Raw genomic sequence first — 23,588 nt, forward strand, 5'->3', positions numbered from 1 at the left:
TCTCCTTGGCTTGGAATTCCTCTTGGCCTGCCGATCGGAATTCGAATAACCCGCGCCGGGAGTTCCTGCGGGTTTTTCCTTTCCCGTCCGGCTCTGGAATTCATCTTGCTCGAACCGTCACCGCCGCACCAGACCCGTCGGCTTCCGGCTGACATTTATCATGCGCGGGGTGACGTATTACCTGCCGCGGGCAGCGCCCATTCCGGGCTGTTCACCATGTGCCATTCGCTGCCGGGCCGCGCGGGTATGCCGGCGTCGGGCCCGGGGGTACCGAGGAGGAAGTCCCCGACCGACGACTCCTGGAGGTAGTCCAGGTCGAGGACGCGGGCGGACAGGTCGGCGTCCCCGTTGCCGAGGCCGCAGGGGGCCAGCCCCATCGCCGTGGCCACCAGGTACATGGTCTGGTAGAGCACGCCGGTGTGGCGCAGCGTCGTCGCGTAGGCCATCGCGCGGTACTTCCACGCCATGCGCTGGAACCGCGAGGTCACCGTGAACAGCACGTCGGGGCGGACGTCGGAGCCGACCGAGCGCGAGGCCACGCCGAGCAGGTCGCGCCGGTCCTCCGCCGACTCGTTGAGGAGGACGAGGCGGTGCGCGTACGAGTCGTAGTGGTAGACGCCGGGCGCCAGGCCTTCGCAGCGCAGGACGGTGACGTACAGCTCCAGCTCGTAGAGCGAGCCGCCGCTCGGGTAGGGGCGGGAGACGACCTCGTCGCGGTCGGCCGCGCCGGATGGTGCGCGGTGGACGCGGATGCGCTGCACGCGGTACAGGAACTCACCCAGCTCCCGCGCACTGAGCGGGCGTTCGCCGAACGTACGGTGGGATCTGCGGGTCTCCAGGGCGGCGGTCAGCGACGGGTCGCGGGCGTCCAGGTCGGCGCGGAGCGGCCGGTACAGGTCGGTCGCGGGGCCGGCGGGCGGCGGCTTCACGGCGGGCTGCGGGTCGATCTCGCCGCGGTAGGGGTACAGGGCGCCGAACGCCTCGTCGAAGCGGCCCGAGCGGATGCGGGAGTGGAAGAGCAGGTCGTGGAAGTCCCACTGGCGCAGCACCGGCTCGGTGTCGGAGGCGAACGCCCCGTCCTCGTCCGCGACCTCGACGAGGTCCGCGCCGGCCAGATGGGCGAGCACGTCCAGCGTCTCCGGTCCGCGCAGGCCCGTACCGTCACCGGCCCGGGCGGCGGCACCGGGCTGTCCGAGCGCGGCCACGAGCTGCCGGGCGGCGGGGTCGGCGAGGACGGCGCGGAACTTCGCCAGCGGTGACTCCAGGACCAGGACGTCCTCGCGCGTACGGCACAGGGCGAAGCGGGACAGGCGCACCCGCGCGTCGGCCGCGACGGGCGCGACCCGGCGGCGGGCGTCCCGCGCCGTCGGTTCGAGGCGCATCAACTCCCGCCTTGCAGGGCGCGGTTGTTGCGTGAGGACGCTGTGGGCCAGCATGTGGTCGGCCCGCTCGAAGAGGGCGTCGACGCGCCTGCGGCCGGCCTCGTCGAGCCCCTCGCACAGCTCCTCGTGCGGCAGCGGTCCCGCGGCGAGCCGGTCCAGGACCGTGCGCAGGGCGCCGCGTACCGGGCGCAGGACGAGGGAGGTGACGGGCGCGCGCAGGACGGTGGTGTCCGTGGCCTCGTCGTGGACGACCTGTACGTCGGTGCGCAGCGCCCGGACCGGCCGGCCAGGTGGGAAATCCTTCACGGGTACGGGTACGGAATTCATGAGGCCACTCTGACGCCCGCTACACCGGCGGCTCCGTTCCCGTACGCACGAAATGACAGTCACCATTCCCGCGCGTGACCCGGGTCATGAAAGCACGTGACACATGCCAGGGACGGGCCGTTTTCGCTCGGAGATCCGGCGACGGCGGCACAGGATCGGAACACGAATTCCCAACGGACAAGGAAGACAGTCGTGTTCACTCGTCGTCACGCGATACGCCTCGGTCTCACCACCGGTGCCGTCGGGGCGGTCGGCGCCGCGGGCGGCGTCTTCCAGACCCTCACCTCGGGGCAGCCGGCCGCGGCGGCAGCGGCGTCCGGCGCCGTTCCGGCGGAGGCGGCGGCACCGGCCGTCGCCCCGTTCTCCGTGCCGCTGACGGTGCCGCCGGTCCTCGCCCCGTACCGCAGGACCGCCCGCGCCGACCACTACCGGGTCACGATGCGGCGCGCGAGCAAGGAGATCCTGCCGGGCACCCGCACCGACGTCCTCACGTACAACGGCTCGTTCCCGGGCCCGACCATCCGCGCCCGGCGCGGCAGGACGACGGTCGTCGAGCAGGTCAACGCACTGGACATGCCGACCTCGGTGCACCTGCACGGCGGCAACAACCCGGTGGAGCACGACGGCGGCATGATGGACACCATCGCGCCCGGCCGCCGGCGCACCTACGTGTACGAGAACAAGCAGCCGGCCGCCACCCTGTGGACGCACGACCACGCCCACCACATGGAGTCCGAGCACGTCTACCGGGGCCTTTCCGGTCTCTACCTGCTCAGTGACGCGGCGGAGGACCGGCTCGGACTGCCCTCGGGCACGTACGACATCCCGCTGGTCCTGCGGGACGCCCAGTTCGACGGACACGCCGCCATGGTCTACACGATGGACGACGCCGAGAACCGCACGACGCTGCTGGTCAACGGCAGGCCGTGGCCGTACCTCAAGGTCGAGGGCCGCAAGTACCGCTTCCGGCTCGTCAACTCGTGCAACCTGCGGATCTTCGTCCTCGCGCTGTCCGACGGCAGCACCACGCAGCACCCGGTGCAGCAGATCGGCTCGGACGGCGGCCTCCTGGCGGCCCCGGCCGAGACGCCCGTCCTGGTCCTCTCCCCCGGTGAGCGCATCGACCTCGTCGTCGACTTCGCGCAGTACGCGCCGGGCACCCAGCTCGTCCTCGCCAACATGCTGGGTCCTGGCCCGACCGACCTCGTCGGCCAGGTCATGCGGTTCGACGTCGGGGAACGCACCCCCGACACGAGCCGCGTCCCGGCCGAACTCGCCACGCTGCCCGCGCTGCCCACACCCACCGTGGAGCGCTCCTTCGACCTCACCATGGACGAGCCGGGCACCGGCCACCAGGCGTACATCAACGGAAAGACCTTCGACCCCGACCGCATCGACACCCACATCGAATGGGGCACCACCGAGGTGTGGACGGTCACCAACAAGAGCGCCACCATTCCGCACAACTTCCATATGCATCTGGTGCAGTTCCGCATCATCGAGCGGGACGGACAGCCGCCTTATCCGGCCGAGGCCGGGTTGAAGGACACCGTGCTCCTGTTCCCGGGGCAGACCGCGAAACTCCAGCTCACCTTCGATTCGCATCGCGGTGTCTATCCCTACCACTGCCACATGATCGACCACAGCGCCATGGGAATGATGGCGCAGCTCAAAATCGCCTGACCGCCGACGGTCCCTGCATTCGGAAAGGAGGACCATGAACTCCCCCCAGATCGACCGCCCTTACACCCGCCGCGTGCTCGCCGCTCTCGGACGCGACCCCGAGCGGATCGTCCTGCGCCGCCCCGGCACGGCGGTGACCGCGGCCGAGCTGCGCGCGTCCGTCCTGGGCGCCGCCGCCCTGCTGCGCGCCCACGGCGTCGGGCCCGGCACCACCGTCGCCATCCTGACCGGCCCCAACCATCCGTCGATGCTCAGCTCCCGCTACGCCGCCCATCTGCTCGGCGCGACCTCGGTCTACATCCGCTCGATGAACCCGCGCACGGACACGGAGACCTTCACCCTGTCCACGCAGGCGGAGGTCCTTGCCGACCTGGACGTGCCGCTGCTGCTCGTGGACGACACCGACGAGGACAGCGCGGCCCGCGGCAGATGGCTCACCCTGCGCCGCCCGGGGCTCACCGTCCTGGCGATCCCGCGTACGACCGGGGACGACGAAGCGGTGCCCGACACCCGGCCGCCGCGCCCCGACGACCTCGCGGTCGTCGACTTCACCAGCGGCAGCACCGGCCGGCCCAAGATGGTCGGGCAGCGCTACCGGACGCGGGAACACCTCGTCGCCCGGCTCGCCGACGGACTCGACGCCGCGGGACCCGCGACGCTGCTCTCCGTCACCCCCGTCAGCCACACGACGGCGCCGATGGCCGACGCGGTGCTGTGCGGCGGCGGGAGCGTGGTCCTGCACGACGAGTTCGACGCCGACGCCACGCTCGAGGCCATCGCCGAACTCGGCGTCACCGACGTGTACTTGGCCGTCCCGCACCTGTACCGGCTCCTCGACCACCCGCTCATCACGTCCTACGACCTGTCGTCGCTGCGCCGCATCACCTACAGCGGCACCCCGGCCGCCCCCGACCGGGTCCGGCAGGCGGTCGAGGTCTTCGGCGACGTGCTGATCCAGGTGTACGGGACCACGGAGGCGGGCGGCATCAGCAGCCTCAACCCGCTGGACCACCGGGAGCCGGAACTGCTCGGCTCGGCGGGGCGCCCCTTCCCCTGGGTGCGCGTCGAGATCAGGGCGCCCGGCACCGGAACCCCGCTCGGACGGGGGCAGAGCGGTGAGATCTGGGTCGACTCCCCCACCGTCTCGGCGGGTTACCTGGGCGACCCGGAGCTGACCGGGTCCACGTACCAGGACGGCTGGCTGCGCACCGGCGACCTCGGGCACTGGGACCGCTACGGCTATCTGCGCCTGGACGGCCGGGTCGGCGACGTGATCAAGCACGGCGGCCTGAAGCTCGACCCGGCGGCCATCGAGGCGGCGCTGATGAAGCACCCGCAGGTGCGGCAGGCGACCGTGTTCGGGGTGCGGGACGAGCAGTTCGTCGAGCAGGTGCACGCCGCCGTCGAGCTGTACTCGGGCGCCGCGCACACCTCCTGCGACCTGCGGGACTACGTCGCGGCGACGCTCACGCCCGAGCACGCCCCGGTCGCCGTGTCCGTCTGGCCGCGGCTGCCGCTCACCCCGTCCGGCAAACCGGACCGCGCGCGGCTGCGCTCCATGGCCGTCCCCGTACGGGCCCGGCCGGCGGCGGCGCATGACGGCTCCTCGAGGCGCGACAGCTCCTCAGGACGCGACGGTTCCCCGGGACGCGGTGCGCCGGCCGGCGCACCTCCCCGCGCAACAGAAAGGGCGCTCCATGACCGGATACGGCCACTTCGCCCGGTCCCTGCGGCTGCGGCGGCTCTACCGCCACAGCACGGCCGGCCTGATGATCACCCCTCTCGACCACTCGATCAGTGACGGGCCCGTGGTGCCCAAGGGCACGACCCTCGACGAACTCGCCGGGCAGCTCGCCGCGGGCGGCGCGGACGCGGTCGTCGTGCACAAGGGCAGCATCCGCCACATCAGCCCGGAGCGGTTCGCCGCGATGTCGCTGATCATCCACCTCAACGCCTCCACCAGCCAGGCCGCGGACCCCGACGCCAAGTACATGGTCACGCAGGTCGAGGAGGCCCTGCGGCTCGGCGCGGACGCGGTCAGCGTCCACGTCAACGTGGGCTCGGACGACGAGCGGCAGCAGATCGGCGACCTCGGACGGATCGCCGACGCCTGCGACCGGTGGAACCTGCCGCTGCTCGCCATGGTCTACGCCCGCGGCCCGCGCGTCACCGACCCGCGCGACCCGGGCATGGTGGCGCACGCCGTCACCGTCGCCGCCGACCTCGGCGCGGACCTGGTCAAGACGGTCTTCCTCGGCTCCACCGCGGAGATGCTCGACCTCACCGCGGCCTGCCCGGTGCCGGTACTCGTCGCGGGCGGCCCCGCGATGGCCACCGAGCGGGACGTCCTCGCCTATGTCCAGGGCGCCCTCGCGGGCGGCGCGGGCGGGGTGGCGATGGGCCGCAACATCTTCCAGGCCGCGGACCCGAGGCGGCTCGCCGCCCAGGTGGCCCGGCTGATCCACCACTTCCCCGAACAGCACTTCGGCACCGTCGGCTTCCCGGCCGCCGACGCCGACCCGACCGTGCGACTGACCCCCGACCACCTGCCCGAGCTGCCCCACCTGACAGGAGACCCGCATCATGACGGACGCCAAACTGTGCTGGCTTGACATCCGCGGCGCCGGCGACGCCACCACCGCCGTCCTCGAGGAGGCCATGCACCAGCGCATCGACGGCATCGTCGCCGCCGACCCGGCCGCCTTCGCCGACCTGCCGCCCACGGTCCGCAAGGTCCTGCTGTACGAGGCCGGTCCCGACGCCGTCCCCGCCGATCTCGGCGCCGCCGACCTGGTCGTCGTCAAGGGCGGCAAGGACGAGCGGGCCGCGCTGGAGAAGGCGCACCCGGACGTCCAGTTCGGGCGGTACGTCGAGATCGTCGACGCCGACACCCTGGAGGACGCCTGCCTGGCCGCCCGCCTGGAGCCGTGGGCCGTCCTCGACTTCCGCGACCCGACGAAGATTCCCCTCGAAATCGTGATCGCGGCGGCCTCGGGCGCCCCGGGCTCGATCATCACCACGGCGGCCGACACCGACGAGGCCGAGATCGTCTACGGCGTCCTCGAACTGGGCTCGGACGGTGTCCTGATGCGGGGCACCGAGGTCGGCGACGCCACCTCGCTGCGCAAGGCCGCGACCGCCCGCGCCGGCAAGGTCGACCTGGTCGAGCTGACCGTCACCGCCACCACCCACATCGGCATGGGCGAGCGGGCCTGCGTCGACACCACGACACACTTCCGCAAGGACGAGGGCATCCTCGTCGGCTCGCACTCCAAGGGCATGGTCCTGTGCGTCAGCGAGACCCACCCGCTGCCGTACATGCCGACCCGCCCGTTCCGGGTCAACGCCGGGGCCCTGCACTCGTACACCGTCTCCGAGGAGGGGCGGACGAACTACCTGAGTGAACTCCACGCGGGCAGCAAGGTCCTCGCCGTCGACGTCGAGGGCCGCACCCGGCCCGTCTCCGTCGGACGGGTCAAGATCGAGACCAGGCCGCTGATCTCCATCGACGCGGTGGCACCGAGCGGGCAGACCGTCAACCTGATCCTCCAGGACGACTGGCACGTGCGGGTCCTCGGTCCGGGCTCCGCGGTGCTCAACTCCACGGAGCTGAAGCCGGGTGACCGCATCCTCGGCCACCTGCCGACCGCGGACCGCCATGTCGGCTACCCGATCCAGGAGTTCTGCCTGGAGAAGTGAGTACAGCGTTCGCAGTGTTCCGCCCAGCCCCGGCACGCGTCGTGCCGGGGCCGGCGCATGTGCGGCCCGGGTCGGTGTCACAGGAGGCCGTGCTCCCCCGCGATGCGGGCCGCGTCGAACCGGTTGCGTCCCCCGAGCTTCTTGATCGCGGCCGAGGTGAGGTTGCGTACGGTGCCCGCCGCGAGGAACAGCTCGCCCGCGATCTCCTTGACCGTCGCCCCGCTCGCGGTGAGGCGCAGGACGTCCGTCTCCCGCGTGCTCAGGGACGACTCCCCGGCGTCGGCGGGCCGCAGCAGCGACGGATCGACGGTCAGGCACCCGCCCGCGACCCCCATGAGCGTCGTGACGAGCTGCGGAAGGCGCGCGTTCTTCGGTACGACGCCCAGCGCGCCCGCGGCGACCGCCCGGTCCACCACGGACGGGGTCGCCGCCCCGACCATCAGGGCGACCCCGCACCTCGGGTGGAGGCTGCGCACCTCCATGGCGACCTGGAGCGCCTTGCCGCCCAGGGTGGGTTCACTGAGCAGCAGCACGGTGGGCCGGTGCCGTTCGACGGCGGGCAGGACCGCGTCGTAGGAGGTGGCGAGGCCGACCACGGTCAGCCCGTCGATGCTGTTGAGCGTCTCCGCGAAGGCTTCGAGGACGAGTTGGTGGTCGCCGGCGACGACCAGGCGTACGGACATTGCGCATTCCCCCATGACGTGTCGTCAGCACCCGCGACGTGCACTGCTGCGGGTGGCGGAGAGCCACCCCATGACCTCCTGGACCAGCCTTTCCTGGTCCTCCAGGTCCTCGACCGCCGCCACCTCCAGGAGCACGGCGGAGGGCGGCAGCCCCGCCGCGATCGCCTCGGCGGCGACGCGCATGGCCGCCGGTAAGGGCCCGGCCGCGCCGCCCGGCGGGATCACCACCACGCAGGCGGTGGCCGCGCCGAGGTCCGCGGCGATCTGGTCCGGCAGGGCCCGGAAGGTCTCCGCCCGTTCGGTGTCGACCTGGTAGGGCAGCGCGACCATCCCGATGTCCGCCAGCTCCTTGCAGAGGAACGCCGCGTTCGTGGCGGCGTCGTCCACACGCCCCGGATGCCCCGCGGCGACCACCGCCACCGCCGCGCCCGCCGCGCACAGCCGGGTGGCGATGCGGCGGCCCACACCCGCGGTCGCGTCGACGACGAGGACGACGGCACCGGCGAGGGGCGGAGAAGAGAAGGTAGTTGAAGGGGACACCGGAACTCCCGAACGGGGTAGTGTGACGAATATGTGAACGATCACGGGGGCGTCGATCGTGACGATCCCCCATGTCTGTCGTTCGTGCCGCGCGCAGGCGAGTGCGAGTGCGAACGACCGGCACCGTACGCGCGGTTCAGGGGGACACCACGTGGCCGAGTCATCAGCTCTGGACCAGGAGACGCTCGGCGTCTACCGGGCGATCCTGTTCCACAAGGAACACGACCCCGACAGGCTCGCCCTGCTCCTCGACATCGATCTCAGCTGTGTGAAGGCGGCCCTTGAGCGGCTGTCCGACCTGTCGCTCCTGGCACCCTCACGGGACTCGCCCGGAACCATGCGCGCGGTCAACCCCTCGCTCGGCCTGAAGGTCCTGCTCCAGCGCGAGCAGGACGAACTGGCCTGGCGGCAGCAGCGCATCGAGCAGAACCGGGCCGCGCTCGCGGCGCTCGCCGCCGAGTACGCCACCTCCAGCCGGCCCGGCTCCGACGGCACCGAGGAACTCGTCAACGTCGACGACATCCGGATCCGTCTGGAGGCGCTCGCCGAGTCCTGCCGCCACGAGTCGCTCGCCTTCCACCCCGTGGGCGGCCTGACCGAGGAGTCCATCGAGGCGGCCAGGCCGCTGAACGAACGGGCCCTCGCCCGCGGTGTCCGCTTCCGCTCGATCTACCTCGACAGCGTCACCAACGACCGGGTGACCCGTGCGCACGCGCAGTGGATGGCGGAGCGCCGCAGCGAGATCCGCACGTCCCCGACGCTGCCGATGCGGCTGCTGATCGTCGACACGACCGCGGCGGTCGTGGCCGGATTGCCCGGGCAGTCCGGGCCGTCGGCGCTCGTCTTCAGCAGCCAGCCGGTGGTGCTCGCCATGCGCGCCCTGTTCGAGGCGTACTGGGAGCACGCCTCGCCCTTCCACCAGGAACCGTCCGCGGGGGCCGGCCAGGGGACCGAACTGACCCCGCAGGAGCGCAAGCTGCTCCAGCTCCTCGCCACCGGCCTCACCGACGAGGCCGTGGCGCGGGCGCTCGGCATCGGTGTCCGCACGGAGCGGCGCATCGTGGCCGAGCTGATGGAACGGCTCGGGGCGTCCAGCCGGTTCGAGGCGGGGGTCCAGGCCGCTCGCCGCCAGTGGATCTGACGACGTCACGGCTTGACCGGCGGCGCGGGCCAGGTGAAGTCGTCGGGCGAGTGCTTCGGCCCGGTCGGCCAGGTGAAGTCGCCCGGCGCCTTGCTGCCCTCGATGGGCCAGGTGAAGTCGGACGCGGAGTCCAGGGCGTTCCGCACATCCCGAAGGTCGCCGAGGTCCGGCAGCCCGCCCGGGCCGGGACGGCCCGACGGCGGCGTCGGCCAGGTGAAGTCCTGGGTCGTGGCCTGCGGCGTCCGCCCCAGCGCGTCGGCCGCCTGGGCCGGCGCGGCGCCGGCGACACCGGCCAGCACGCCGGCGGCGACGAGGGTGACGACGGCGGAGATACAACGGTTGGTACGGGCCACGAGAGGTCTCCATTCCATGCGGGCAATCTGGTTCACGACAGTGCGCATGGAGCCAGTGATGCTTCAGCTCCCCCGGGCCGGTCCGCGTTCCCCGCGCTTTCCGGCCGCTGAGAAGAGAAAACCACCCCGCCCCCACGCCTGTCCGCATCACACGAGGTCAGGAAGCTGCCTGGCAGAAAACTGCCGCGGGGTGGGGTGGTTGCCCGTTCCGGGATCGGCACCGCGGGCCGCTGGAAGAGGGTCATGCCGAGTCCTGATGTCGCACTGTTCGGCACCACGTGGTGCCATGCGGGGACCGGTGGGCCTCTTGGCTGTTATGTGCGCAGGTCGAGGCGGTGTTGAAGTGCTGCGCACGTTCGGTGCGTACTCTCGCGCGTGGTGCCATCATGGCGTCATGGATCTGACGCCGTACGTCGACACCCTCCGCCGCGAGCTGGCGGTGGCCGCCGCAGCCGGGGGCGAGGAAGCCCGGGAGCTGGCCGAGCGGCTCACCGCGCCGTTGGAGTCGGCGGCCCGGCTGACCCTGCTCAGTGCGCTCTCCGCCGCCATGGGTGACGTCACGCGGGAGCTGGCGCCCGGCTCCGTCGACGTGCGGCTGCGCGGGCTGGAGCCCGACTTCGTCGTCACGCTGCCGCCCGGCGATCTGCCGCAGGGGCAGACGGGCCCGCGGGAGGAGATCCCGGCGGCCCCGTCGGCCGAGCGCGCCGACGAGGGCGGCACCGCACGCGTCAATCTGCGCCTGCCCGCCCACCTGAAGGCGCGCGCCGAGGAGGCGGCCGGCCGGGAGGGTCTCTCGGTCAACGCCTGGCTGGTGCGGGCCGTGGCGGCCGCTGTCGAGCCGGGCGCCGCGCGGCCCCGGGCGACCGAGCGGCCCCGGGCCGTCGGGCAGAGTTTCACCGGCTGGGTGCGCTGAGGTTCCGGTGACGGATCTCCGGACGCCAGGGCACCGACCAGACGGGATCACCATGCCTGCTTTTGACACCCCCCAGCCGATCTCGGTGACCGCTCACCTGGAAGCCGGGTCGCTTCGGTTCGTGGCCGGTGCGCGGGTCGAGACCGTCGTCGAGGCGCGGCCCCGTGACGCGGGGCGGGAGCTGGACGTCAAGGCCGCCGCGCAGACCGAGGTGTCCTTCTCCCACGGCTCGTTGCAGATCAGGACGCCCAGGGGCGCTCTCTTCGGCCTCGGCCGCACCGGCACCGTCGATGTCACGGTCGAACTGCCCACCGGGTCGCGCCTGGACGTCACCGGTGCCTGGGCGCAGGTGCGCGGCGAGGGCACGCTGGGCGAGGTCCGGGTGAAGACCTCGTCCGGGGACGTGCGGCTCGGCACCACGGGGCCGCTGCACCTGACCGCGACCCACGGGTCCCTGACCGTGGACCGCGTCGAGGGCCCGGCGGAGATCACCACCAGCTCCGGGAGTCTGCGCGTCGGGGCGGTCGAGGGCGCCGCCGTCCTGAGGAACTCGCACGGCAGCACGACCGTCGGCGAGGTCACCGGTGAGCTGCGGGTCAGCGGCGCCGACGGGGACATCACGGTCGAGCGGGCCCAGGGCTCCGTCACCGCCACGACCGCCCACGGGGCCGTACGGCTCCTCGACATCGCGCGGGGTGTCGTGCAGGTGGAGACCTCCGACGGTGTCATCGAGGTCGGCATCCGCGCGGGCACGGCCGCGTGGCTCGACGTCGGCTCCGTCGCCGGGCAGGTCCTCAACTCCCTCGCCACGTCCGCCGGCCCCGCCGACGGCGAGGAGAGAGTCGAGGTGCGGGCCCGTACGCGACACGGCAACGTCGAGGTGCGCCGCGCCCTGGGCTGAAAGCCTGTCCTCACACCCCCGCCCCGGACCCGGCCCCCCGCACGCGCAGCAACGGCCGCGCCGTCATCGCGAGCACCACCGCCAGCCCGACGGCGCAGAACCACAGCGCGCCCTGGTTGCCGGCCCATCCCGCCATCACGCCCACGAGGAGCGAGCCCAGGGGCAGGCTCGACATGATGCCGACGCGGGCCGCCGCGTTGACGCGGCCCAGTACGTGCTCGGGTGTGAGGCGCTGGCGCAGGGTCACCAGAGCGACGTTGATCAGGGGCGAGCTGAGGCCGAACGCGAACTGGGCCGCCGCGAACCCGGCCCACGACCACTCCCGCGTGGTGGCCGCGAGGACGAACCCGCCGCCGGTGAGCAGCGCCAGGCCGATGAGGACCGTACGGGGTTCTCCGCCGCGGGCGATGACGCGCGTCACCAGGGCCGAGCCGATGAGGGCCGCCGCCCCTTCCGCGGCGAGGCAGACGCCGATGGTCCGCGGCGACATGCCGAGGTCGCGGGTGGCGTACAGGACCTGGAGGGCCATCAGGCCCGCGGTGAAGAGGTTGGAGGCCGCCCCGGCGACGATCACGAGCTGGACCGGCCGGTGACGGGCGATGAAGCGGAGCCCTTCGGCCAGGTCGTCGCGGAGCCGGCTCCGGGCAGGCGCGGCGGAGACGGCCCCTTCCTGGGGTGCGGGCGTACGCGGGGCGCGTCGTGCCGTCATGGCGAGGACGCAGACGGCCGAGACCGCGTAGGACGCGGCGTCGAGGGTGAGCGCCCCTGCCGGGGAGAACTGCACCACCAGGAACCCGGCCGTGGTCGGCCCCACGAGCTGCGCGAACGAACGGCTCATCTCCAGACGGCCGTTGGCGCGCGCGAGGCCGTCGGAGGGGACGGTGTGCGGCACGAGCGTCTGGTAGGCGACGTCGAAGAAGACGCTGAAGCAGCCGATGGCGAAGGCGAGGAGAAGCAGGAGGGGGACGGAGAGCAGGTCGATCGCGGAGAGGAGCGGGATCGCGCCGATCAGCAGGGCCCGGAAGAGGTGGCACACGAGCATGGTCCGGCGCTGGTCGTGCCGGTCCGACCACGCTCCGGCCACGAGGCCGAGCACGACGATCGGCAGCCATCCGGTGGCGGTGATGAGGCCCATCTGCGGGCCGGACGCGTCGAGGGTGAGCACCGCCGTCAGGGGCAGGGCCACCAGCGTGATCTGCGTACCGAACAGGGAGATCGTCTCGCTGCACCACAGCAGCGTGAAGTCCCCGGTCCCGCGCGTGGCGGCGCCGCTCCTCGGGCGCTCCCGGACGCCGCTCACCGCAGGAAGGTGACGGTCACGGACCGGCGGCGCGGGGCGGTGGGCGCCGGGCTGCGGACCGCGTGCCAGGAGTCGTCGGACCGTACGAGGACGGCGCCGCTGCCGAGCACGGGGGTGTGGGCGGCCGTGGGGCGGGCGGCGTCGCGGCCGTCGAGGATGAGGAGTTCGCCGCCGTCGGCGCGGGTCCAGCCGTCGCTCAGGTAGAGGATCTGCGTGACGATCTTCTCGGCCTTGTCGACGTGCGGCGAGAGCCAGTCGCCGCCCGCGTACTCCCACAGGTTGACGGACAGCCGTGCCCCGGCCAGGTCGACGCCGGTCAGCCGTGCCATCCGCTCGCGGTACGAGGGTGAGGTCAGCGCGTCGAGCAGCTCGGGCCACGGGCCGCCGGGCCAGGAGCCCGGGTCGTCGACGGCGACGGGGCGGGTGGCCATGCGGTACGTCTTCTCGCCCTCGTACTGCGCGCAGGGCGTGAGGACGAGGTCGTCGAAGGAGCGGGCGAGGTCCTGGGCGAGGCGGGGGTCGAGTGCCTGGTCCAGCCAGGCGTGGGACCAGGGCCGGGTCCGCAGGCGGGCGTCGGCGAGGGCGTCGGCCGGGGTGCGGCGGCGCAGTTCGGAAGGCATACGGACTCCAGGGGTCACAGAGCCGACGGGGGTCACAGGGCCGGCGGGGGTCACAGAGCCGGCGACGGTCACAACGCCGACGGGGGTCACAGCGCCGGCGCGAGCGGCGGGTCGACGAAGCAGTCGGCGAGCTTCTCCGGCAGGTGGTCGTAGCCGCGGTCGAGGTGCTGGGTGCCCGTGATGTGCACGGGCCCGCCCTTCGCGGCCAGGGACGCCACCAGGAGCGCGGCGGCGCAGCGCAGGTCGGTGGCGTGGACCTGGACGCCGTCGGCGGGGACGCGCAGGGGCGAGGCGCCGACGAGGACACCGTCCGGGGTGCGGCGGGTGTCGGCGCCGAGCGCCGCGAGTCCGTCGAGGTGGTGGTAGCGGCCCTGCCACACCCCGTCGACGATCCGGGTGGGCCCTGGGCACCGGGTGGCGAGGACGGTGAACAGGGGCTGCGAGTCGCTGTAGATGGTGGTGGGATCGACGCGGATCTCGGGCAGCGGGGCGAAGCGGCCGACGGGGGCGCCGACGATGAGGCCGCCGTCGTCCTCGGCGAACCGCACGCCCGCCGCGCGCCACAGGCCGTACTCCGCCCGCAGGCCGTCGTGGAGCGTCTCGGCGGTGACGTTGGCGAGGCGGACGCGGCCGCCGGTGACGGCGGCGATGGTGGTCCACGTGACCACTTCGAGCAGGTCGGGCGGCAGGTCGTAGGTGAGCGGGTCCTGGCGGCGGGCCGGGCGCGGGGTGATCTCGACGCGGTCCGGTGCCCGCCGCACGTCGGCGCCGTCCTGCTCAAGGAGGCACAGCAGCGCCTCAAGCTCCGCCTTGCGGTAGGGGCGGTGGAGGACGGTGGTGCCGTCGGCGAACGCGGCGGCGAGGACGGCGGCCTTGGTGGCGCCCGAGTACTCGGCCCCGGTGAGCCGGTCCGGGTCGTCGGCGAACAGGCCGAGGTCCAGTTCGGCGGCCCGGTAGTGCCCTGCGGGCAGGGTCAGTTCGCGGCGTGCGGCGTCGAAGCGGGCGCCGAACCGCTCCAGTACGCGCACGATGTGGCGCCAGGGGCGGGCGCCGCGGTCCTCGGCGCTGCCTATGGGGCAGCCGCCGAACGCGGAGAAGCCGATGCGGCCTCCGCGGGCGAGGAGCGGGGGCAGGAGGTAGAGGCTGCCGTGGATGGTCTCGGCCACGGGCGGCATCGTGGTGACCGCGCCGGTCGCGCCGGTCGTGTCGTCGTCGGTCGGCAGGTCGCCGGGGGCGAGGAGCAGGCTTGAGCCCGTCTGCGCGGTGTGGACGCCCAGTCGGGGCAGGAGCTCCAGGTAGGTGCGGGTCTCCAGGATGTCCGGCACGTTGGTGAGGACGGTGCGCCGCCGGGAGCCGACGGCGTAGGCGACGGCGAGCACCATGACGTGCTTGAAGCCGGAGACGGTGACGCGGCCGCGCGCGGGGCCGCCGCCGCGGACGGTGAGGCGGTCCGGCGACAGGACGGGGGAAAGGGTCGGGGCGTTGCTGCTCACGGTGGACTCCGCCTTCCACAGAAATCTACGAGTGGCGATCCGCGCGGGGTGGTGCGCGAACGGTGATCTACGAGCGGTGGTCTGCGAGTGGTCTGCCGACGAGGTCGGCCAGGGGGCGCAGGTCGCTCCAGACCGTGGTCGCGGCGCGGTCGGCGGCGGGGAGGCCCGCTCGTCCGTCGCGGTCGAGGAGCGCGGTGCGGAAGCCGAGTGCGCGGGGGCCCGCGACGTCGCAGTCGTAGCGGTCGCCGACGAAGAGGATCTCGGCGGCGGTGAGCGGGCCGAGTTCGTCGAGCACGGCGGTGAACATGCGCGGGTGCGGCTTGCGGGCGCCGGTCCGCCAGGAGACGACGCAGCCGCGCGGGCGCAGCCCGGGGCCGAGCAGGGCGCCGAGTTTGCCCTCCACGTCGGGTGAGGCGTTGGAGCAGAGCACCCACGGGATGCCGTGGTCGCCCAGGGCCCGCAGCGCGGGGCGGACGTCCTCGTAGAGTTCGAGGCGGCGGGCGTCGAGGACGGCGCGCAACTCCCCGATGAGCGCCGGGGTGACGGGGACGCGGGCGTAGCGGGCGGCGGCGCGCCAGCTGTCCTCCTCCCAGCGCGCGTAGGCCGCGGCGGTGACCGGCGCGTCGCACTGGGCGGTGCCGTTGACCCCCTCCACCAGCTCGACGAGGTGGACGGTGTCGATCCGGGTGCGGTCGGGGGCCGCGTCGTAGAGGACCTGGGCGGGGCTTCCGACGGTGCCGGGCCGCCAGTGGCCGAGGGTGCCGAAGAAGTCGAACGCCACGGCGCGCGGCGGCGCCTGCGTGGTCACGCGCATCGTGTGCTCCTGTCGGGGCGGGAGGGTGCGGGAGCGAGCTGGGCGAGAGCGTCGAGGAGGCCGGGCAGGTCCGGAGCGCGTCCGGCGTACAGCGGCCGCAGTCCGTGCGTGTGCGCGAGGCGGCGGGTCCTGGGCAGTTCGACGCGGCGGTAGTGGGCCGCGATGCGGGCGATGCCGGTGAGTCCGCGTCCGGCCCGCATGCGTCCCTCGGCGCGCAGGCCGAGCGGCAGTTCCTCGGTCCGGCCGAGGTAGATGCCGAGGGTGCGGCGGACGAGACGGGCCAGGCAGACGGCCGGGCCGGGGTCGACGACGATCAGGTGGGTGGCCCGGCGGAGCCGGATGTCGAGGGTCGGCTGGAAGTTCCCGGCGATGATCCAGCTGTCCCGGGCGGCGACCTCGCGCTGGCGGGCGCGCCACATCTCGGGGGCGGGGCGGGTCCAGCCGCTGCCCCAGTACAGGTCGTCGAGGTCGTACAGGGGCACGGCGGTGCGGGCCGCCAGGGCGGTGGCGAGGCGGGTCTTGCCCGCTCCCGGGGGTCCTACGATCACGAGCCGCACGGCGCCTCCCCGGTGCGGGCCCAGTGGGCGTGGAGGAGGAGCGCGCGGCGTGGTGCGCGGGCCCGCGCTTCGACGGGGAAGACCTCGTGCCAGGAGTGCTCGGAGCGGGCGAAGGCGAGGGAGTTGCCGTCGCCGGGCAGGAACGTCGTGGCGGGCGCGGGGGCGGTCCGCGTCGGGTAGAGGCCGAGGCCGCCGCCCCAGTCGGGCCGCCAGCCGGGGCACAGGTAGACGTTCTGCGAGAACGCCTTGTCGGCGCGGTCGGTGTGGCGGGACATCCAGCCGCCGTCGCGGTACTCGGTCAGGCGCACCTCGATGTCGAGGGGCGCGGCGGGCAGGCCGAGCAGCCGCAGCATGCGCCGGCCGTGGGCCGGGGAGGCCAGGTGGCGCACCACCGCGTGCCAGACGGGGTCGAGGCCGTCCAGTTCGGGGGCGGGGGCGCCGTGCCGGTGGAGGGTCAGCGCGTGGACGGTGTACGTTTTGTCGCCGCCGTCGCGGTGGCGGGCGGTGCGCAGCAGGTGGGCGGGGAAGGTCGCGGTGAGCCGGGCCGTGGCGTCGGCGCCGAGCAGGGCGCCGGGGCCGAAGACGACGTGCGGGAAGGGGTGAGCGTGCCGGGTGCCGGGCTCGGGGCCGGCCGGGGCAGGGGCGGTGGTGCCGTACGCCGTCGACATCAGCGGGCCCTCCATCGGGTGCGCCAGGACCACATCTGGCTGCCGCTGACGACCACGGCCTTGATTGTGTGGAGCTGGTCGGTGAGGTCGTCGGGGACGGGCAGCGGCAGTCGCTCGGGGGTGGTGCCGAGGCGGGCGCGGCGGACGGGGAAGACGGTGGCGCTGTTCTTGAACGCGGCCTGCCACACGACGTGGCAACTGCCGTGCGCCGTCTCGGGGTTGACCTCCAGGGCGGGGTCGGGTCCCGGTACGAGCCGGAAGGTGACGCAGGAGTCGGTGGAGTCCGGGGTGGTGCGGCGGCTGCCGCAGTGCGGGCAGTCGTGGCGCAGGCGGCCCGTGGAGCCGAGCAGGTCGCGGTAGGTGAGCAGGTGCATGCGGCGGCCGCACACCTCGCAGCCCTCCTGGCCGAGCCGCTCGCCCTGCGGCCACATCGCCGAGGTGAGCAGGTCGGCCGGGTCCTGCTGGACGAGGAGCAGTTCGAGGGTCTCGGCGACGGCCTCGCCCCAGGCGTCGAGCAGTTGGCGGGTGGCCTCCTGCCCGCCGGGGTGGGTGACGAGGCCGTGGGCGGCGCCGCCCGCGAGGCGGCGTACGGCGGTCAGGCGGGAGGCCTCGTGCCGGTGGCGCAGGGCGGCAAGGCGTTCGCCGAGTTCGAGGGCGCGCCGCCGGGCGGGCGAGGAGACGAGGGCGGCCGTCAGCTGCCCGTACATCAGCCGCATCCGTTCCAGGTCCAGGCGGTGGCTGTCCAGGTCCGCGGCGCGGGGCGCCCAGTCGGGCACGAGCCGCACCACGTCCGGGGAGAGCCCTTCGGGCAGCACGAGGTGGCGGCGCCCGTAGGCGCTGTCGACGCCGGGGCGCAGGGCGGTGTCGTCCGACACGCGCAGGGCGAAGTGCCGCTCGCCGCCGTCGGGCCCTTCGACGGGGTGCACGGTCACCCCGCACCCGGAGTGCGGGGCGTCCGCGTCGGTCCCCGTCGCGCCGGGTGCGCCGAAGATCCGGTAGTGCAGGCGGCCCCGTCCTGACACGTCGTCGAGGTAGGAGCGCACGCGGTGCGGCGCGGCGTGCCCGGCCAGCGCGTACAGGCCGTGGGTGATGGCCGGTGAGGCGGACGCGTTGCCGGGCGGTGCGACGACGGTGACGGCGTATCCGTCGAGGAAGCCGACCACCACGTTGGTGGTGGAGGGGAAGGCGGGGTCGATGATCGAACCGGCTTTGCAGGCTACGAGGACGACGCTGCCGGCCTTGATGTCGCGGCACAGCAGGACGTTGTCGTGGTCGCGGGAGCGCTTGCAGGAGACGCCCGCGCGGCAGCCGCGTTCGAGGGGCGCGCCGGACGCCAGGTCCCGTTCGACGGAGGTGTACAGGCCGCACGCGACGAGGGGGCCGAGGTCGAGGTGGCCGCCGTCGCCGTGCGCGACCACGACGAGGCGGCGCACGCCCTCGGTCAGCACGCGTCGCAGCGCGTCGCGGTCCGGGGTGCGCTGCTCCCCGTCGAGCAGGACGGTGGCGTGCAGGGTGTCGACGAGCAGCGTGTCGTGCCGCCACGCGACGCCGGTGGCGTGCCGGGCCTTGGCGCGGACGAAGTGGATTCCTTCCGCGCCGAGTCCGAGGTCCCCGTCGTCGTGCGCCTGCAACGTGCGGTAGAGCGCGTTGAGTTCGCGGGGCGGCTCGCCGGGCTCCGTCGCCGTGGGGCAGAGCATCGGCAGCGCTCCCTCGCCGGGGGCCGGGGCGGGGCCGAGGCCGTACCAGTCGGCCACGGCCTGCCAGTGGTGGCCGGTGCGCGGCGCTGCGGCGGGTGTGCCGAGGGTGGTGGTCATGCCCCGCCGACCTCCGCGAGGTGCCGCTCCAGGCAGTCCAGGAACCGCTCGCCGACCGGTCCGTGGGCGACGGTGAACCGGACGTGGTGGCGGAGTCCGGTGGTGTCCCCCATATCCCGTACGCGGTAGCCGCTGTGCGAGAGGCGGGCGGTCAGCCCGGCGGCGGACGCGGCCGTCGGTCGCGGTACGTGCAGGAAGTTGCCGCCGGACTCCGGTACGAGGTGACCGCGTGCGGCGAGCCGTGACCGCGTCGCCTCCCGCGTGGCGGCGACGTCCCGCCACACCCGCGCGAAGCGGTCGTACACCTGGTCCGTGCGGGTCAGTGCGTGCAACGCCCAGGCGGACACGTGGTCCTCCTGCCGGGCCGCGCGCAGCCGGTGCACGAGGTCGGGGCCGCCGCAGGCGACGGCGAGCCGGCCGCCCGCGAAGCCGAACATCTTGGACCAGCTCAGCAGGGTCAGGCAGTGGTCGTCGGCGAGTGCGGCCACCTCCAGGGGGCTGCCCGCGAACCCGGCGTAGCAGCCGTCGACGACCAGCAGGTGCCCCCGGCCGCGGCAGACGGCCGACAGTTCGGCGACGTGGCCGAGGTCCGGCGTGTAACCGGCGGGCCCGTTCGGCCAGGAGACGACGACGAGGGCGGGCTCGGACTGCGCGGCGGCGGCCAGCATCGCCTCGGCGGACGCGGTGGCCGTGCCGTCCGGCGAGGCCACCTTGCGCAGACGCCACAGCGGCGCGTCCACCGCCTGCGTCCACGCCTCGTAGTTGGGCTCCTGGAGCAGGAGGCCGCCGGGGAAGGCGCCGCGCAGCGAGGTCAGCAGGAGCCGGATCACGGCGTCCGATCCCGCGGAGAGCAGCAGGCGGTGCGGGGAGAGCCCGAGGAGGGCGCCCGCGGCGGTGGCGGCGGGCTCCTGCACCGGGTAGCCGCGCAGGACGGCCGGGTCGAACCCGTCCGTCATCTCCCGTACGAGGGCGGCGACTTGGGGGTGGTGGAGTTCGTTGGAGCTGAGGTTCACGCGCGGGTCGGCGGCGCGCCGGTCCCGCACCACCGCCCCGGGCGCCCCGGGCGCCCCGGGCGCCCCGGGCAGCCGCCAACGCGGCTCGCTGACGACGGTCACCGGGCCTGCTCCAGCCGCTGCGGGACGCGCTCGGTCACCGGGGTCACCCAGTCCTCACGGCCGTAGACCAGGCCGTAGAAACGCTCGGCCGTCTCGCGGTCGGGCACCTCGTCCGGGTGGAGCAGTTGGCGGTTGAACGCCGACGCCTCGGCGGGGCCGGTCGCGGCGCGCAGCCGGTCCATCGACGAGTACACCGTGGGCCGGACCCGGCCGGACGCCTCGCGGATGGCGCGCACGGTGTCCTCGGCGCCCTGCGGCGTCGTCCCCGGCAGCCCCATGATGACGAAGCAGTTCAGCTCGACGCCGAGCCGGTTGCAGGCCGCGGCGAGCTCCTCGTAGCGCTGCTGCTCCATGCGCTTGAGGCGGGGCAGCGCGGCGTGCCCCGACGGGTCGAGGGTCTCCACGCCCACGCTGACGCGGACGCAGCCGGACGCGGCCATCGACTCCAGGAGCGGTTCGCTGAGGTGGGCGACGGTCGTCGCGCACTTCCACGGGTACGGGCTGCCGAGTTCGATCAGTTCGCGGCAGAGCCGCTCGGTCCACTTGCGGTCGAGGGTGAAGGTGGGCGCGTAGAACGCCACGTACTCGAAGGGGTGCGCCGCGAAGCAGGTCCGGATGTAGTCGATGGTCCGCTCGACGCTCAGTCTGCGGTCGCGCAGCCCCTGGAAGGTGGGGACCTCGCAGAACGAGCAGTTCACCGGGCAGCCGCGGGACGCCGGGACGACCAGTTCGCGGCGGTTGGGGATGCCGCAGAACTTGTTCTGGTCGCGCTGGTACATCCGCTCGTAGGCCTGGTACGGGATCTCCTCGACGGCGGGCAGGACCCACTCGGAGGCGGGCAGGAAGGTGCCCGGGGCCGCTTCGCGCGGGTCCTGGCCGCGCAGTACGACGCCGGGCAGGGGCGCCTGCTGCGTGCCCGCGACGTGGCGCACGTACGCGGCGACGCCGGACTCCGGGTCGCCGCCGACGACCACCGCGTCCAGGTCGTAGGCGTCGAAGGAGCGCGGCGCCTGGCTGCTCAGCCGTCCGGCGGTGACCACCTTGGTCTCCGGGGACAGCGTGCGCACGTAGGTCAGCAGGCGGGGCAGGTCGTCGACGTTGTCGAAGTCGTTCATGACGGCCAGCACGTCAGGACGCTCCTGGAAGAGCAGGTCGCCGATCTCTTTCCAGGTGTAGTTCAGGGCGCCCGCGTCGACGGCGCGGACCCGGTCGACCTCGGGCAGGGTGCGCAGGTAGTTGGCCGTCAGGAACGTGCTGATGTGGTGTCCCGCGTTGAAGTAGCTGGGGACGTGCGGCGGCCACAGGACCAGGACCTTCATGCCAGTTCACCTTTCGGTCGCGTGAGGCGGGCGCGGGCTCGCCGGAACAGGGCCGCGTCGGCGGCCGTCCGGGGAGCGGGCCCCGGGGCGCCCCGTGCGGCGCGCAGGCGCAGGACGTCGAGCACGTGCTGGGGGACGCCCGGCGGGAGGTCGCAGCGGCGCAGCACCTCGGCGGGGGTCTCGCCCCGCCGTGCGGCGTAGCCGTCGAGCCAGTCGCGGCGCCCGGCGAGCGCCCGTCCTGTGCGGGCGAACTCCGCGCGGTTGTCGCGGTCGCTCACGCCGAGGAGCCGCAGCAGGAGGAGGATCACCAGACCGGTGCGGTCCTTGCCGAGCCGGCAGCCGACGACGACCGGTCCGGTGCCCTCGGCGACGACGCGCAGCAGCCTTTCCACGACGGCCACGGCGCCCGGCACCATGCGTACGTACTGCTGGGCGAAGTGCTCCGGGCCGCGTGCGGAGGGGGGCACGTGTGCGGCGTCGGGGTCGCGCAGCGGTATGCGGTGCACTGTCACGCGGTCGTGCGGCACAAGCTTTTCGTGCACTTCGGACGGCGCCCGCAGATCGAGGAAATGGACTTTCTCGCGACTGCTTTCCCCGATATCCCGGGCCATGTCCAGAACCAGGCCCGGAAGGGCGTTTTCCAGGGCGGCGGTCCGGAATACCACCCCCGGCGCGGTCACCTCTCCGGGGGCGGTCCGTATTCCGCCGATGTCGCGGGAGTTCAGATGGCGGGAGGCTGGAACGCGGGGCTCTCCCGCGCCCCAGCGCCGGGTCATTCCGCGATGAGCCCGTCATTGAGCGAGGCGGCGTCGAGGTTGCCCTCGCTGCTCAGGCGGGCCTCGTTCGGGAGGGCCTCGCCGTCCCAGTCGGCGGAGACGGTGGCCGCGATCTCGCCGTCCCAGTCGGCGGAGACGTTCGCCGCGATCTCGCCGTCCCAGCCGTCGGACGAACGGTTTGTCATCTCGTTCTCGGACATCAGAAACCTTCCTCGGGAATCAGCAGGGAAGAACACGTGGACCCGGAGTGCGGCCCGCCCCGAACGATTACACCCGGCCCGTGCGGCAACAAGAGAGAGGGCACTTCATCGACCAGCTCTCCAGCGATTCCGGAGAGCAATTCTCGAAGCGCGTCCCCATTCAGCGGCGCTCGAGCGGGATGCGAGGTGCGGCGCATACAACCGAGGGGCCCGGCACGCGTCCGCAAAGGAGTCCTGATGCGTCACTCCCAGGCGATCGAAGAGTTCTTGGCCACGCAGATCGGCGGGCCCTCGGCGGGCGCACTCGCACCGGACCAGGACCTGCTGGCCCACGGCGTCCTGGACAGCATGGGCGTCATGCAGCTGGTCGCCTGGATCTGCGACCGCTACGCCGTCGACCTCGACGGGTGGGTGCCGGACGCGGACGAGCTGCGGTCGGTCCGCGCCATCGACGCGTTCATCACGTCATCCACGGCCCCACACCTCGCGCAGCGCTGAGCCGACCTCGCCGATCGTCGCCCCGGCGGAGAGCGCCTCCTTCATCGGGTGCAGCACGTTGCCCGGTCCGGCCGCGGTCGTGCGCAGCGCCGCGAGAGCGCCGGCGACACGGTCCCCGCAGCGCCAGGCGCGGAGTTTGGCGAGGCGTTCGCTCTGCCGCCGGGTCGCGGCGTCGGACCGGGGCGCGCGGAGGGCCGCGCGCGGCCATACCGGGGCGCCGTCGTCGATCCCCGCGGGTACGGCCGTTCCCCAGCGCGGGAGTTCGGCCCGGCAGTAGGTGAGGACGTCCGCGGTCAGCCGCAGCGCCGGGCGGGGCGGGAGGGGGTGCGACCCGGCCCCGCCGTCGCGGAGGGCGCCGGTCAGCCGGTCGGCGGGCACGCCTTGTTCCTCCGCGACCAGGTGGTAGAGGAGCAGCAGCGGCGCGGCCTGGGCGCCGACGGTCATCGAGGTGGAGACGGTGCCCAGCGGGATGCCGCCGAACAGGACGCGCATGTCGTCGATCGAGTCGACCGCGACGCCGTCCCCGCCGACCTCGCCGGCGGCGGCCGGGGCGTCGCTGTCGTGGCCGAGCCGTGTGGGCAGGTCGAAGGCGACCGACAGCCAGGTCGCCCCGTGCGCGACCAGATGCCGGTAGCGGGCGTTGGCCTCCGCCACGGTTCCGCATCCCGCGCGCACGCTCGGGGCAGTGGTCTCCACGGTCATACGCGTGTCGGCCTCCTGACGATGCTGCTCCGCGACGACGGTCGGGCCGCCGGGCGGATCCACATGCTGCGATACAGGTTCGTCGAACGC

Annotated in this window: 24 protein-coding genes; 8 read left to right on the plus strand and 16 right to left on the minus strand. The window is 73.5% G+C overall.

Annotation, left to right across the window (positions count from 1 at the left end; translation table 11 throughout):
* Window positions 1-158: 158 nt before the first annotated feature.
* Window positions 159-1,709, minus strand: coding sequence for a SagB/ThcOx family dehydrogenase (locus N5I75_RS39085; RefSeq protein WP_476685194.1), 1,551 nt, complete (start codon window positions 1,707-1,709; stop codon window positions 159-161).
* 192 nt (window positions 1,710-1,901) lie between these two features.
* Here N5I75_RS39085 and N5I75_RS39090 point away from each other — a divergent pair, with 192 nt between their 5' ends.
* From N5I75_RS39090 to N5I75_RS39105, 4 genes are read left to right on the plus strand one after another with little or no spacing between them, the layout of a single operon-like run.
* Window positions 1,902-3,392, plus strand: coding sequence for a multicopper oxidase family protein (locus N5I75_RS39090; protein ID WP_476685195.1), 1,491 nt, complete (start codon window positions 1,902-1,904; stop codon window positions 3,390-3,392).
* Window positions 3,393-3,426: 34 nt separating this feature from the next.
* The gene (locus tag N5I75_RS39095) at window positions 3,427-5,193 is read left to right on the plus strand and encodes a class I adenylate-forming enzyme family protein (RefSeq protein ID WP_476685196.1); all 1,767 of its coding nucleotides are present in this window, start codon (window positions 3,427-3,429) and stop codon (window positions 5,191-5,193) included.
* Window positions 5,090-6,004, plus strand: a complete 915-nt coding sequence (locus tag N5I75_RS39100) for a 2-amino-3,7-dideoxy-D-threo-hept-6-ulosonate synthase (protein ID WP_476685197.1) — start codon at window positions 5,090-5,092, stop codon at window positions 6,002-6,004. Before N5I75_RS39095 ends, N5I75_RS39100 begins: the two co-directional genes overlap by 104 nt.
* Window positions 5,976-7,091, plus strand: a complete 1,116-nt coding sequence (locus N5I75_RS39105; protein ID WP_476685198.1) for a 3-dehydroquinate synthase II family protein — start codon at window positions 5,976-5,978, stop codon at window positions 7,089-7,091. Before N5I75_RS39100 ends, N5I75_RS39105 begins: the two co-directional genes overlap by 29 nt.
* A 77-nt stretch (window positions 7,092-7,168) precedes the next feature.
* On the opposite strand, the gene N5I75_RS39110 is transcribed toward N5I75_RS39105, so the two are convergent.
* A complete protein-coding gene (locus tag N5I75_RS39110) occupies window positions 7,169-7,774 on the minus strand; it encodes a response regulator transcription factor (protein ID WP_476685199.1) in 606 nt (201 codons plus the stop codon).
* A 24-nt stretch (window positions 7,775-7,798) separates the two neighbouring features.
* The gene (locus tag N5I75_RS39115) at window positions 7,799-8,314 is read right to left on the minus strand and encodes a hypothetical protein (RefSeq protein ID WP_476685200.1); all 516 of its coding nucleotides are present in this window, start codon (window positions 8,312-8,314) and stop codon (window positions 7,799-7,801) included.
* A 151-nt stretch (window positions 8,315-8,465) separates the two neighbouring features.
* Between N5I75_RS39115 and N5I75_RS39120 the strand changes: the two genes are divergently transcribed.
* Window positions 8,466-9,455: a helix-turn-helix transcriptional regulator gene (locus tag N5I75_RS39120; protein ID WP_476685201.1), complete on the plus strand. Its 990-nt coding sequence runs from the start codon at window positions 8,466-8,468 to the stop codon at window positions 9,453-9,455.
* A 5-nt stretch (window positions 9,456-9,460) separates the two neighbouring features.
* Here the strand turns inward: N5I75_RS39120 and N5I75_RS39125 are convergent, their stop codons facing one another.
* Window positions 9,461-9,826 carry a hypothetical protein gene (locus N5I75_RS39125; RefSeq protein ID WP_476685202.1) on the minus strand — a complete coding sequence of 122 codons (366 nt, stop codon included), beginning with the start codon at window positions 9,824-9,826 and terminating at the stop codon, window positions 9,461-9,463.
* A 376-nt stretch (window positions 9,827-10,202) separates the two neighbouring features.
* Here N5I75_RS39125 and N5I75_RS39130 point away from each other — a divergent pair, with 376 nt between their 5' ends.
* Both N5I75_RS39130 and N5I75_RS39135 read left to right on the plus strand, forming a co-directional pair.
* Window positions 10,203-10,721, plus strand: a complete 519-nt coding sequence (locus tag N5I75_RS39130) for a hypothetical protein (RefSeq protein WP_476685203.1) — start codon at window positions 10,203-10,205, stop codon at window positions 10,719-10,721.
* Window positions 10,722-10,773: 52 nt separating this feature from the next.
* Entirely contained in the window at window positions 10,774-11,622 is an 849-nt protein-coding gene (locus N5I75_RS39135) for a DUF4097 family beta strand repeat-containing protein (protein ID WP_476685204.1), read from the plus strand.
* A 10-nt stretch (window positions 11,623-11,632) separates the two neighbouring features.
* Here N5I75_RS39135 and N5I75_RS39140 read toward each other — a convergent pair whose 3' ends face one another.
* The 11 genes from N5I75_RS39140 to N5I75_RS39190 all read right to left on the minus strand — a co-directional run bounded on the left by N5I75_RS39140 (window position 11,633) and on the right by N5I75_RS39190 (window position 22,298).
* Window positions 11,633-12,922 carry an MFS transporter gene (locus N5I75_RS39140; RefSeq protein ID WP_476685205.1) on the minus strand — a complete coding sequence of 430 codons (1,290 nt, stop codon included), beginning with the start codon at window positions 12,920-12,922 and terminating at the stop codon, window positions 11,633-11,635.
* Window positions 12,919-13,542 (minus strand): 2OG-Fe(II) oxygenase, encoded by a 624-nt coding sequence (locus N5I75_RS39145; protein ID WP_476685207.1) that lies wholly within the window; start codon window positions 13,540-13,542, stop codon window positions 12,919-12,921. Before N5I75_RS39145 ends, N5I75_RS39140 begins: the two co-directional genes overlap by 4 nt.
* Window positions 13,543-13,628: 86 nt before the next feature.
* Window positions 13,629-15,035 carry a hypothetical protein gene (locus N5I75_RS39150; protein WP_476685208.1) on the minus strand — a complete coding sequence of 469 codons (1,407 nt, stop codon included), beginning with the start codon at window positions 15,033-15,035 and terminating at the stop codon, window positions 13,629-13,631.
* 67 nt (window positions 15,036-15,102) lie between these two features.
* The gene (locus tag N5I75_RS39155; protein WP_476685209.1) at window positions 15,103-15,849 is read right to left on the minus strand and encodes an HAD family hydrolase; all 747 of its coding nucleotides are present in this window, start codon (window positions 15,847-15,849) and stop codon (window positions 15,103-15,105) included.
* A complete protein-coding gene (locus N5I75_RS39160; RefSeq protein WP_476685211.1) occupies window positions 15,840-16,397 on the minus strand; it encodes a P-loop NTPase family protein in 558 nt (185 codons plus the stop codon). Before N5I75_RS39160 ends, N5I75_RS39155 begins: the two co-directional genes overlap by 10 nt.
* Window positions 16,394-17,074: a 2OG-Fe(II) oxygenase family protein gene (locus N5I75_RS39165; RefSeq protein ID WP_476685212.1), complete on the minus strand. Its 681-nt coding sequence runs from the start codon at window positions 17,072-17,074 to the stop codon at window positions 16,394-16,396. Before N5I75_RS39165 ends, N5I75_RS39160 begins: the two co-directional genes overlap by 4 nt.
* The gene (locus tag N5I75_RS39170) at window positions 17,074-18,888 is read right to left on the minus strand and encodes a hypothetical protein (protein WP_476685213.1); all 1,815 of its coding nucleotides are present in this window, start codon (window positions 18,886-18,888) and stop codon (window positions 17,074-17,076) included. Before N5I75_RS39170 ends, N5I75_RS39165 begins: the two co-directional genes overlap by 1 nt.
* Window positions 18,885-20,003 carry an aminotransferase class I/II-fold pyridoxal phosphate-dependent enzyme gene (locus tag N5I75_RS39175; protein WP_476685214.1) on the minus strand — a complete coding sequence of 373 codons (1,119 nt, stop codon included), beginning with the start codon at window positions 20,001-20,003 and terminating at the stop codon, window positions 18,885-18,887. Before N5I75_RS39175 ends, N5I75_RS39170 begins: the two co-directional genes overlap by 4 nt.
* Window positions 20,000-21,322 (minus strand): B12-binding domain-containing radical SAM protein, encoded by a 1,323-nt coding sequence (locus N5I75_RS39180; protein ID WP_476685215.1) that lies wholly within the window; start codon window positions 21,320-21,322, stop codon window positions 20,000-20,002. Before N5I75_RS39180 ends, N5I75_RS39175 begins: the two co-directional genes overlap by 4 nt.
* The gene (locus N5I75_RS39185; protein ID WP_476685216.1) at window positions 21,319-22,098 is read right to left on the minus strand and encodes a tyrosine-protein phosphatase; all 780 of its coding nucleotides are present in this window, start codon (window positions 22,096-22,098) and stop codon (window positions 21,319-21,321) included. Before N5I75_RS39185 ends, N5I75_RS39180 begins: the two co-directional genes overlap by 4 nt.
* On the minus strand, window positions 22,095-22,298 hold the full coding sequence (locus N5I75_RS39190; RefSeq protein WP_476685217.1) for a hypothetical protein: 204 nt from the start codon (window positions 22,296-22,298) through the stop codon (window positions 22,095-22,097). Before N5I75_RS39190 ends, N5I75_RS39185 begins: the two co-directional genes overlap by 4 nt.
* 237 nt (window positions 22,299-22,535) lie before the next feature.
* On the opposite strand from N5I75_RS39190, the gene N5I75_RS39195 reads away from it, so the two are divergent.
* Entirely contained in the window at window positions 22,536-22,796 is a 261-nt protein-coding gene (locus N5I75_RS39195) for an acyl carrier protein (RefSeq protein WP_476685218.1), read from the plus strand.
* Here the strand turns inward: N5I75_RS39195 and N5I75_RS39200 are convergent.
* Window positions 22,764-23,498, minus strand: coding sequence for a methylmalonyl-CoA mutase family protein (locus N5I75_RS39200; protein ID WP_476685219.1), 735 nt, complete (start codon window positions 23,496-23,498; stop codon window positions 22,764-22,766). The two genes, N5I75_RS39195 and N5I75_RS39200, sit on opposite strands and share 33 nt — an antisense overlap.
* Window positions 23,499-23,588 lie beyond the last annotated feature (90 nt).

The sequence above is a fragment of the Streptomyces sp. R818 genome (genome assembly GCF_056172735.1).

Bases quoted from the DNA above. Each gene is read 5' to 3' on its own strand.
- N5I75_RS39100 (WP_476685197.1), top strand. From the start codon at position 5,090: ATGACCGGATACGGCCACTTCGCCCGGTCCCTGCGGCTGCGGCGGCTC.
- N5I75_RS39170 (WP_476685213.1), bottom strand. From the start codon at position 18,888: ATGACCACCACCCTCGGCACACCCGCCGCAGCGCCGCGCACCGGCCAC.
- N5I75_RS39085 (WP_476685194.1), bottom strand. From the start codon at position 1,709: ATGAATTCCGTACCCGTACCCGTGAAGGATTTCCCACCTGGCCGGCCG.
- N5I75_RS39190 (WP_476685217.1), bottom strand. From the start codon at position 22,298: ATGTCCGAGAACGAGATGACAAACCGTTCGTCCGACGGCTGGGACGGC.
- N5I75_RS39095 (WP_476685196.1), top strand. From the start codon at position 3,427: ATGAACTCCCCCCAGATCGACCGCCCTTACACCCGCCGCGTGCTCGCC.
- N5I75_RS39125 (WP_476685202.1), bottom strand. From the start codon at position 9,826: ATGGAATGGAGACCTCTCGTGGCCCGTACCAACCGTTGTATCTCCGCC.
- N5I75_RS39180 (WP_476685215.1), bottom strand. From the start codon at position 21,322: ATGAAGGTCCTGGTCCTGTGGCCGCCGCACGTCCCCAGCTACTTCAAC.
- N5I75_RS39105 (WP_476685198.1), top strand. From the start codon at position 5,976: ATGACGGACGCCAAACTGTGCTGGCTTGACATCCGCGGCGCCGGCGAC.
- N5I75_RS39135 (WP_476685204.1), top strand. From the start codon at position 10,774: ATGCCTGCTTTTGACACCCCCCAGCCGATCTCGGTGACCGCTCACCTG.
- N5I75_RS39145 (WP_476685207.1), bottom strand. From the start codon at position 13,542: ATGCCTTCCGAACTGCGCCGCCGCACCCCGGCCGACGCCCTCGCCGAC.
- N5I75_RS39130 (WP_476685203.1), top strand. From the start codon at position 10,203: ATGGATCTGACGCCGTACGTCGACACCCTCCGCCGCGAGCTGGCGGTG.
- N5I75_RS39195 (WP_476685218.1), top strand. From the start codon at position 22,536: ATGCGTCACTCCCAGGCGATCGAAGAGTTCTTGGCCACGCAGATCGGC.
- N5I75_RS39110 (WP_476685199.1), bottom strand. From the start codon at position 7,774: ATGTCCGTACGCCTGGTCGTCGCCGGCGACCACCAACTCGTCCTCGAA.
- N5I75_RS39165 (WP_476685212.1), bottom strand. From the start codon at position 17,074: ATGTCGACGGCGTACGGCACCACCGCCCCTGCCCCGGCCGGCCCCGAG.
- N5I75_RS39155 (WP_476685209.1), bottom strand. From the start codon at position 15,849: ATGCGCGTGACCACGCAGGCGCCGCCGCGCGCCGTGGCGTTCGACTTC.
- N5I75_RS39200 (WP_476685219.1), bottom strand. From the start codon at position 23,498: ATGACCGTGGAGACCACTGCCCCGAGCGTGCGCGCGGGATGCGGAACC.
- N5I75_RS39185 (WP_476685216.1), bottom strand. From the start codon at position 22,098: ATGACCCGGCGCTGGGGCGCGGGAGAGCCCCGCGTTCCAGCCTCCCGC.